10 protein-coding genes are annotated in these 8661 nt (G+C 68.6%); 7 read left to right on the top strand and 3 right to left on the bottom strand.

All coding sequences use genetic code 11. The features are described from left to right. Positions 1–555, top strand: a 555-nt coding sequence (gloB, locus tag ACLPJJ_RS11175) for a hydroxyacylglutathione hydrolase (protein WP_443591055.1), incomplete at its 5' end; no start/stop codon positions are given. Here gloB and rdgB read toward each other — a convergent pair. Both rdgB and ACLPJJ_RS11165 read right to left on the bottom strand, forming a co-directional pair. Beyond that, positions 552–1124 (bottom strand): RdgB/HAM1 family non-canonical purine NTP pyrophosphatase, encoded by a 573-nt coding sequence (gene rdgB, locus ACLPJJ_RS11170; protein ID WP_443591054.1) that lies wholly within the window; start codon positions 1122–1124, stop codon positions 552–554. The two genes, gloB and rdgB, sit on opposite strands and share 4 nt — an antisense overlap. Then, positions 1121–1708 carry a YqgE/AlgH family protein gene (locus ACLPJJ_RS11165; RefSeq protein WP_443591053.1) on the bottom strand — a complete coding sequence of 196 codons (588 nt, stop codon included), beginning with the start codon at positions 1706–1708 and terminating at the stop codon, positions 1121–1123. Before ACLPJJ_RS11165 ends, rdgB begins: the two co-directional genes overlap by 4 nt. Before the next feature lie 114 nt (positions 1709–1822). On the opposite strand from ACLPJJ_RS11165, the gene ACLPJJ_RS11160 reads away from it, so the two are divergent. The 3 genes from ACLPJJ_RS11160 to ACLPJJ_RS11150 are packed head-to-tail and all read left to right on the top strand — an operon-like array spanning position 1823 to position 4779. Then, on the top strand, positions 1823–2302 hold the full coding sequence (locus tag ACLPJJ_RS11160; RefSeq protein ID WP_443591052.1) for a peroxiredoxin: 480 nt from the start codon (positions 1823–1825) through the stop codon (positions 2300–2302). A gap of 7 nt (positions 2303–2309) precedes the next feature. Next, entirely contained in the window at positions 2310–3392 is a 1083-nt protein-coding gene (locus tag ACLPJJ_RS11155; protein WP_443591051.1) for a glycosyltransferase, read from the top strand. 1 nt (position 3393) lies between these two features. Continuing rightward, positions 3394–4779: a glycosyltransferase family 39 protein gene (locus tag ACLPJJ_RS11150; protein WP_443591050.1), complete on the top strand. Its 1386-nt coding sequence runs from the start codon at positions 3394–3396 to the stop codon at positions 4777–4779. Positions 4780–4801: 22 nt separating this feature from the next. Here ACLPJJ_RS11150 and ACLPJJ_RS11145 read toward each other — a convergent pair whose 3' ends face one another. Then, positions 4802–5704: a branched-chain amino acid aminotransferase gene (locus ACLPJJ_RS11145; RefSeq protein ID WP_443591049.1), complete on the bottom strand. Its 903-nt coding sequence runs from the start codon at positions 5702–5704 to the stop codon at positions 4802–4804. A gap of 110 nt (positions 5705–5814) precedes the next feature. Here ACLPJJ_RS11145 and ACLPJJ_RS11140 point away from each other — a divergent pair, with 110 nt between their 5' ends. The 3 genes from ACLPJJ_RS11140 to ACLPJJ_RS11130 all read left to right on the top strand — a co-directional run bounded on the left by ACLPJJ_RS11140 (position 5815) and on the right by ACLPJJ_RS11130 (position 8510). Continuing rightward, positions 5815–6390 (top strand): MarR family winged helix-turn-helix transcriptional regulator, encoded by a 576-nt coding sequence (locus tag ACLPJJ_RS11140; protein ID WP_443591048.1) that lies wholly within the window; start codon positions 5815–5817, stop codon positions 6388–6390. A 4-nt stretch (positions 6391–6394) separates the two neighbouring features. After that, the gene (locus ACLPJJ_RS11135; protein WP_443591047.1) at positions 6395–7090 is read left to right on the top strand and encodes a response regulator transcription factor; all 696 of its coding nucleotides are present in this window, start codon (positions 6395–6397) and stop codon (positions 7088–7090) included. Positions 7091–7187: 97 nt separating this feature from the next. Further along, positions 7188–8510 (top strand): ATP-binding protein, encoded by a 1323-nt coding sequence (locus tag ACLPJJ_RS11130; RefSeq protein WP_443591046.1) that lies wholly within the window; start codon positions 7188–7190, stop codon positions 8508–8510. Positions 8511–8661: the final 151 nt, after the last annotated feature.

The following is an 8661-nucleotide window of genomic DNA, read 5'->3' as shown; positions in this document are numbered from 1 at the left end:
CATTTCGACCATATCGGCGGCGCTGAGGGGCTGGTGGCGCGCTACGGCGCCAAGGTGGTGGGCAATGGCGCGGACGCGCACCGCCTGCCCAGGCTCGACATTGCCGTGCATGAGGGTTCGCTGGTGGATTTCGGCGCGGCGAAACTGCGGGTCATCGAGGTGCCGGGGCATACGCTCGGCCATATCGCCTATTACATCGCCGATGGCCGCATCCTGCTGCCGGGTGACACGCTGTTCAGCCTGGGCTGCGGCCGGCTGTTCGAGGGCACGCCCGCGCAGATGTTCGCATCGCTGGCCAAGTTCGCGGAGCTGCCGGATGCCACGCTGGTCTGCTGCGGGCATGAATACACCGCGTCCAACGCCAAATTCGCGCTGACCGTGGAGCCGCAGAACGCGGCGCTCGCCGCTCGCGCGGCCGAGGTGGCGGCCCTGCGCGCGGCGGGCAAGCCCACTCTGCCGGTGACTTTGGGGCAGGAGCGCGCCACCAACCCGTTCCTGCGCGCGGAAACAGTGGAGGAATTCGCCCGCCGCCGCGCCGCCAAGGATAATTTCTAGCCTTTCAGTACGGCCTTCAGCTGGGCGATGGCCTGGGCGCGGTGGCTGATCTTGTCCTTCACCGCCGGGCCCAGCTCGGCATAGCTCTGCTCGTAGCCGTCAGGGATGAACACCGGGTCGTAGCCGAACCCGCCCGCCCCGTGCGGCGCGGGGGCGATGCGCCCGTAAGCCTGGCCGATATAGGTGGCGGTGCTGCCATCCGGCCGGGCCAGGCAGAGCGCGCAGGTGAACCAGGCGCGCCAGTCATCAGCGCCGCGGGCGGCTTCGATGATGCGGGCGAAGGCGGAAGGGTAATCCCCCGCCGCGTAACGCGCCGAGAACACGCCCGGCCCGCCGCCCAGCGCCGCGACCGAAAGCCCGGAATCGTCGGCCAGCGCCGGCAGGCCGGAGGCTTGCGCCGCCGCCAGCGCCTTGATCCGCGCATTGCCGGGGAAGGTATCGGCGGCCTCGTCCGGTTCGGGCAGGCCGAGTTCGCCGGAGGAGGTCACGCCAAACCCCTGCGGCGCCAGCAGGGACAAAAATTCCCTCAGCTTGCCCGGGTTATGCGTGGCAATCACAAGCTGCTTCATGCCCGCCCCGCAGCGCCGGAGAGCATGCCCGGGTCGATGCCCAGCTTGGTCAGGGCCCGCTGCCATTTCGTGTTGTGGGTGGTGTCGAAGATAATGGCGTCGTCCGCCGCCACGCTCAGCCAGGAATTCTGGCGCATCTCCTGGTCCAGCTGCCCCTCTCCCCAGCCCGCATAGCCAAGCAGCAGGACCGCCTTCTCCGGCCCGCCGCCTTCGGCCACGGCCTGGAGAATGTCCAGGTTGGCGCTGAGCGTGTGGGTGTCGTCCACCTGCAGGCTGGTGTCGGAGAACCAGTCCGCACTGTGCAGCATGAAGCCGCGCGTCTCATCCACCGGGCCGCCCACGCCCACCGGCAGCTCGCGCCGCGGCGGGCTGGGGGCAACGCCAAGCTGGCTCAGCAGATCGGCGAATTTCGGGGTGCGCAGCGGGTGGTTGACAACCACGCCCATCGCGCCCTCCTCGGTGTGCGAGCAGACGAGGATCACGCTCTGCACGAAGCGCGTATCCTGCATCGCCGGCATTGCGATGAGCAACTGTCCGGTCAGCCAGTTGGGCGGGTTCGCCCGGGAAAGTTTTGCCTCGGCCATTGCGCCAATATATTCATGGCTTCCGGCCAGGACCAGCCCTGTCTGCCGCTCTCTCTTCACGGCCCGGGGCAGTTCGTATAGGTAGCGATATCTGCCGAAGGAAAGACAGACAGCATGATCAAGATAGGCGACAAGATTCCGGCCATGAAGCTCATGGTGGCGACGGCTGACGGCCCCCGCGAGGCCGATACCGCCGAGCTGCTGGGCCAAGGCAAGGTGGTGCTGTTCGCCGTGCCGGGCGCTTTCACCCCCACTTGCAGCGCCAAGCACCTGCCGGGCTTCGTCAAGCACGCGGCGGAGTTCAAGGCCAAGGGCGTGGACAGGATCGTGTGCATGGCCGTGAACGACGCCTTCGTGCTGGGCGCCTGGGCCAAGGACCACAGGGCGCTGGACAGCGTGGTGATGCTGGCCGACGGCTCCGGCGTCTTCACCAAGGCCCTGGGGCTGGAGCTGGACCTGATGGCCCGCGGCCTGGGCGTGCGCAGCCAGCGCTTCGCCCTGGTGGCGGAAGACGGCGTGGTCACGCAGCTTTTTGTCGAGGAACCGGGCGGCTTCGAGGTCAGCCGCGCCGAGGCTGTGCTCGAAGCGCTCTAACCCCGCCGTGGCCTATACCCTCACGGTCGTCGTGCCGTGCTACAATGAGCGCGCCAATGTCGCGCCCATGGTGGCTGCTCTCAACAATGCGCTTTCCGGCATCGACTGGGAGGTTGTGTTCGTCGATGACGACAGCCCCGACGGCACCTCCACCGCCGTGCGGGCGCTGGCCCGCGACGATGCCCGCGTGCGCTGCATCCGCCGCGTCGGGCGGCGCGGGCTCTCCTCCGCCGTGATCGAGGGGGCGTTGTCCTCCTCCGCCGATTATGTCGCGGTCATCGACGGCGACATGCAGCATGACGAGAGCCGCCTGCCGCTGATGTTGCAGGCCGTGCAGGGCGGGGCGGACATGGCGGTGGGCAGCCGGCATGTCGAGGGCGGGGATTCCACCGGACTGTCCTCGCCGCTGCGGGTGAAACTCTCCGAGACCGGCATCCGCGTGGCACAGATGCTCACCCATACCAGCATCCACGACCCGATGAGCGGGTTCTTCCTGCTCCGGCGCGAGTTGTTCGAGCAGCTGGCCGGGCGGCTCACCGGCCAGGGGTTCAAGATCCTGCTGGACCTGATCCTCGCCTCGCCCAGGCGGCTGAGCATCGCCGAGATCCCCTACAAATTCCGCCCCCGCCATGCGGGCGAGAGCAAGCTGGATGTGCTGGTGCTGGCGCAATTCGCCGGGCTGCTCATCGACAAGGCGCTGGGCGGCACCGTGCCGCTGCGCTTCATCTCCTTCGCCCTGGTCGGCGCGTTCGGCGTGCTGGTGAACGTTCTGGTGTTGCAGGCGTCGCGCGCGGCGGGGCTGCATTTCGGGCCAGCGCAAACGCTTGGCACGGTGGTGGCCATGATCGCCAACTTCCAGCTCAACAACCAGCTCACCTACCGCGCCCAGCGGCTGAAGGGTGTGCGCGCCTGGCGTGGGCTGGTGCTGTTCCTGGTGGTGTGCAGCCTGGGCGCCTATGCGAATATAGGCATCGCCAAGGCGCTCTATGCCGAGAACGGGCATGGGCTGCTCGCCGGTGCCGCCGGCGCGGCTGTGGGCGTGGTATGGAACTATGCTGTCTCCGCCACGCTGGTCTGGCGCATCCGGTAAAATGCGTCTCGCGCTCGCGGCGTTGCTGGCGCTTACCGCCCTGCGCCTGGCGCTGGCGGCGAGCCTGCCTCTGGTGCCGGACGAGGCGTATTACTTCCTCTGGTCGACGCATCTCCAGCCGGGGTATTTCGACCATCCGCCGATGGTGGCGCTGTGGATCAGGGCTGGCACAATGCTGTTCGGCCCCTCGCCGCTGGGGGTGAGGCTGCTCGGCCCGCTCTCCACCCTGGCCGGCTCGCTGCTGGCATGGGATGCGGCGGAGCGGCTCTTCCCCGGCCGCCGTGCCGGGATCACCGCCGCGGCCTGTCTCAACGCCACGCTGATGTTCGGCGCAGGTGCCGTGCTGATGACGCCGGACACGCCGCTGATGTTTTTCTGGACCGCCGGGCTCTGGGCCATGGCGCGGCTGATCCAGTCCGGCAATCCGCGCTGGTGGCTGGCGACCGGGTTGGCTGCGGGGCTGGCGCTGCTCTCCAAATATACCGGGCTGCTGTTCATCCTCGCCGTGTTCGGCTGGGTGCTGGCGGGGCGCCAGGAGCGCGCCTGGCTGCGCACGCCCTGGCCCTGGCTTGCCGCCGTGCTGGCTGTGCTGGTCTTCGCCCCGGATGTCGCCTGGAACGCGGCACATGGCTGGGCCAGCTACTTCAAGCAGGGCGGGCGAGAGGCGGGGTTCAACCCGGGCCGGGCGCTGGGCTTCCTGGCCGATCTTCTGGGTAGCCAGTTTCTCCTGTTCACCCCGGTCATCTTCGTGCTGGCGGTACGCGGGGTCTGGGGCCTGCGGCATGAGCACGGCCCCGCGCCGCGCCTGCTGCTTTGGCTCACCTTGCTGCCGGGCGCGGTGCTGCTGGAGCATGTGCTGTCCCAGCGGGTGGAGGGGAACTGGGTCGCGGTGCTGTACCCGTCCGCCTGTATCGCCATCGCCACCCTGCCCGCCGCGATCCTGGCGCGCTGGCGCAACCCGGCTCTGGCGCTGGGCTTCGGCATTACCGGGCTGGTCTATGCGCAGGCCCTGGCCGCGCCCTTGCCGATGCCGCCGCGCATGGACACCTCGGCCCTGCAAATGGCGGGCTGGACGCAGCTTGGCGAACAGCTCGCCGCCATGCACCCGGATTTCGTCACCGCCGATGATTACGCCACGGCCGCCGCGCTGGCCTATTACGCCCCGCCCGGGCTGCGCGTGGCGGGGTTCGAGCCCCGCTGGAGCTATTTCGACTGGCAGCCTGCGGCGCTGGAGGGGCAGACGGGCATCATGATCACGCACCGGGCCAACGCGCCCTGTGACCAGACCGGCACGCTCGCCCGCACGCGGGACGGCAAGCTGGTGCAGACCTACCGGCTGTGCCGCTACACCGCGCCGGGGCCCGGCATTTGGCTGCCGCGCCCGTGAGCGCGACAGCGGACGCGGCGGGTTACGCGGCCGCGCGCTTCTCCACCTCTTCCGGCGACATCAGTACCAGCGCCTCGTAGTCGGACTTCAGCACCTCGGTGATGCTGCTCGGCTCGAAATGCAGGTCGCCGATCTGGCGCACCGGGGTAATCTCGGCGGCGGTGCCGGTGACGAAGGCTTCCTTGAAGTTCGCCAGCTCCTCGGGGAGGATATGGCGCTCAACCACCTCGATCCCGCGGGCCTTGGCCAGGGCGATCACGGTCTTGCGGGTGATGCCGTCCAGGAAGCAATCCGGCTTGGGCGTGTGCAGCTTGCCGTCCAGCACGAAGAAGATGTTCGCGCCGGTGACCTCACCCACGAACCCGTCCCAGGTGTACATCAGCGCGTCGTTGAAGCCCTCGGCCTCGGCCTTGTGCTTGGCGAGCGTGCCGATCATGTACAGCCCGGCGGCCTTGGCGGCGGTGGGGGCGGTCTGCGGGTGCGGGCGGCGCCAGTCGGCGATGCCAAGGCGCACGCCCTTCATGCGGTCAGCCCCGAACAGATTCGGCCATTCCCAGCACGCCACCATCAGGTGGATCTTGGTCTGCTGCGCCGAAACCGCGAGCTGCTCCGAGCCGCGCCAGGCCAGCGGGCGCAGATAGGCTTCGGTCAGGTTGTTGGCCTTCATCACGTCCTTGCAGGCCTGGTTGATCTGCTCGCGGGTGAAGGGGATCTCGAAGCCCAGGATGCGGCCGGACTCGATCAGCCGGTCGGTATGCGCGTCGAGCTTGAAGATGTTGCCGCCATAGGCGCGCTCGCCCTCAAACACGGCGGAAGCGTAGTGCAACCCATGGCTGAGTACGTGCAGCTTCGCGTCGCGCCAGGGGATCAGCTTGCCATCCCACCAGATGAAGCCGTCACGATCGTCAAAAGGAACCGGCGCCATGGTCAAAAATCTCCGTTTGCGCTACTGTAACAAGACAGGAAAAATAGTATAATAGTCAGATGTACTGCCCTGCCAATGCAAGGCATAGCTCTCAAGGCCAAGAAACTGCCATGCAAGACCCGTCCGCTCATCCCTTTCCGGCCACAAAACGCGAAACTCTGCCCGGCACGGCGCACACCGCTCCCGGCTCCGGGCTGCTGTTTTTGCGCGAGGACGAGCTTCGTCTGGCACAGGACATGCTGTTTTTCGCGCACCGCGACCTTACCGAAGCGCCGGATGCGATCCTCGGCGAGCTGGGCTATGGCCGGGCGCATCACCGCTGCCTGCACTGGATCGCGCGGCGGCCGGGGCTGACTGTGGGCGATCTGCTCGCCATCCTCGGCATCACCAAGCAGAGCCTCACCCGCGTGCTCGGGCCGCTGATCCGCGAGGGCTACGTAGCCCAGGTTCCCGGCGCGCAGGACCGGCGCCAGCGCCTCCTCACGCTGACCGAGAAGGGCGCCACGCTGGAGCGGCGGCTGTTCGAGGCGCAGCGTGAGCGGCTCGTCGCCGCCTACCGCGAGGCGGGCGGCCCGGCGGTGGAGGGGTTCAAGCGCGTGCTGCGCGGGCTGATGCAGCAGCAGGGCCGCGACTACTTAGACGGCCAGGACGCACATCGCGGCAAGGGGCAGCGGAGCGGCGCCTGAACGCATGAGCGGCGACGCCCCGCATATCCTGCTGGTGGATGACGACGCCCGGCTGAGCCAGCTGGCCGCGCGCTTCCTTGCCGAGCAGGGTTTCCGCGTGACCCAGGCCGGCTCCGCCGCCGAGGCGCGTGACAAGCTGCGCTTCCTGGATTTCGACCTGATGGTGCTGGACGTGATGATGCCCGGCGAGACCGGGCTGGAACTGACCCTCGGCCTGCGCGCCGAGCGGGCGCCGGACATGCCGATCCTGCTGCTCACCGCGCGTGACACGCCGGAGGACATCGTCGCCGGGTTCGAGGCCGGGGCGGATGATTATCTCGGCAAGCCGTTCGATCCGCGCGTCCTGGTGGCGCGCATCCGCTCCATGCTGCGCCGGGCGCAGCCCTCTGCCGCGCCGCTAGGGCCGTTGCAGCTCGGCCAGGCGATATTCGACCCCGCCCGCGGCGAACTGACCTTGGCCAATGCCCCTGTGCGGCTCACCGGCGCGGAGCTGGCGCTGCTCGCAGCACTTGCCGCCCGGCCGCATGAGATTCTCTCGCGCGAGGCGCTGGCCGCGGCGCTTGGCCTGGATGACGTGAACGAGCGCGCCATCGACGTGCAGGTGACCCGCCTGCGCCGCAAGATCGAGCCAGACCCGCGCGAGCCGCGCTTCCTGCATACGGTGCGCGGCAAGGGCTACACGCTGAAACCGGGTTTATGACAGGCGTGCCGCAGGTACGCCTGTCAGCGCGCGGGGCTGGTGGGGCGGCCGCGCGCAAAATAAAAAGTAATGCCGGCGGGGCCGGAGCCCCGCAGGCATGAGGCTCAACGGCTTCGGCGCCGAGCGTGCCCTCCGCAGGATCCTGCCGCGCGGGCTGTTCGGGCGCTCGCTGCTGATTGTGCTGATCCCGATGGTGCTGCTGCAGGCGGTGGCGCTGCAAATTTTCTACGGCAACCATCTCAGCGAACTCTCCCGCCGCCTGGCCGGGGGCGTGGCCGGGGAGGTGGGCTTGATGGTCGGCGAGATCGACAGCGCCCCGCAGGGCCGCGCCGCGATCACCCAGCAGGCCGACCGGTATTTCCAGTTCAGCACCGCCTTCCTGAAAGGCAAGGCGCTGCGCCAGCTGCCGCCGCCAGATGTGCCCGGCCCGGTGGACACGGACCTCGCCCGCGCGCTCGCCGCCGCGCTGCACCGGCCCTTCAATGTTGACTGGAACGCCGTGCCGGACACCATCGTCATCAACGTGCAGATGCCCGATGGCGTGCTCGGCATCGATGTGCCGCGCAAGCGCCTGTATATCGGCACGTTCTATTTGTTCCTCATCTGGCTGATCGGCACCGCCGCGCTGCTGTTCGGCGTGGCGGCGCTGTTCCTGCGCAACCAGGTGCGGGGCATTACCCGCCTCGCCGCCGCCGCCGAGGCCTTCGGCATGGGGCGGGATGAAGGGCCCATCCGCCCGGAAGGCGCCATCGAGGTGCGCCGCGCCGCCACCGCCTTCAACCGCATGCGCGAGCGCCTGCGCCGCTTCCTCGTCCAGCGCACCACCATGCTGGCCGGCGTCTCGCACGATCTGCGCACGCCGCTCACCCGGCTGCGCTTGGCGCTGGCCATGCAGCCGCAGATTCCGCCGCAGGACCTCGCCGACATGACCGGCGATATCGAGGAGATGGAGCGGCTGATCGGCATCTACCTCAGCTTTGCCCGTGGCGAGGGCAGTGAACAGCCCGTGCCCACCGACATTTCCGCGCTGCTCGACGAAATCTGCGCCGCCGCCCGCCGCGCCGGGGCCAATATCAACCTGGATGTCCCGCCCGGCCTGACCGCCATCATTCGCCCCGAGGCCATCCGCCGGGCGCTGACCAACCTTATCGACAATGCCCGCCGCCACGCCCGCCAGATTTGGGTCAGAGCCAGCCAGACCGGCCAGCGCACCTTGCAAATCCTTATCGACGACGACGGACCCGGCATCCCCGCCGCCAAGCGCGAGACTTTGCTCCGCCCCTTTGAAAGCCAAGACCCAGCCGGCACCGGGCTCGGCCTCACCATCGCCTGCGATATCGTCGTCGCCCATGGCGGCGCCATCCGCCTGCTCGACCGCCCCGGCGGCGGGCTGCGCATCGCTATCGAATTGCCCGTGTAGCCCTGCGTCTGGGCCGGTGCATCAGGGGGCGCTGCCCCCTGGCCCCCGCCAAGGGCCGAGAGGCCCTTGGAACCCAATCGGATCAAAAAAGGGCTCCACAAGGGAGCCCTTTTTCGATCCGATTATTGAGGTCCAGGAACTCGGTTCCTGG

Source organism: Acidocella sp., assembly GCF_052326845.1.
Classification (GTDB): domain Bacteria; phylum Pseudomonadota; class Alphaproteobacteria; order Acetobacterales; family Acetobacteraceae; genus Acidocella.
The sequence above is the reverse complement of the archived record's forward strand: the minus strand, read 5'-3'. Positions and strand labels throughout refer to the sequence as shown.